1 pseudogene is annotated in these 307 nt (G+C 27.7%); it reads left to right on the top strand.

Features of this window, described 5'->3' with window-relative positions:
- Positions 1–183, top strand: a pseudogene (locus tag V7083_RS16085) (hypothetical protein); the annotation flags it as partial.
- Positions 184–307 lie beyond the last annotated feature (124 nt).

The raw sequence follows: 307 nt of genomic DNA, 5'->3' as shown, positions 1-307 counted from the left end.
AACAAAGATAAGAAATGGCTATTTGTTTTATTTTTTGTAGTCTTAACACTAATTTTAGAATGGTTAATTTCTAAAGTAGGATTGATGAAATCGGATCATTGGAAAACATGGTGGTCTGCTCCATTTTATTTTATTGGGTATCGATATTATTTACCATGGCAACTTAAATTCATTAGGAAATAAGGTACCTAATACTTTACTTTAAAAGCCCTGCACATGGGATTAAATCAATTGGCTTTTAATGGACGTTATAAAAAAATTATGAATATTCCATTGACAATAGGATCATTTCACTTTATATTTAATT

The sequence above is a fragment of the Bacillus sp. JJ1764 genome (genome assembly GCF_036962145.1).
Lineage (GTDB): Bacteria > Bacillota > Bacilli > Bacillales > Cytobacillaceae > Neobacillus.
This window is presented reverse-complemented; position numbering and strand designations above follow the sequence as displayed.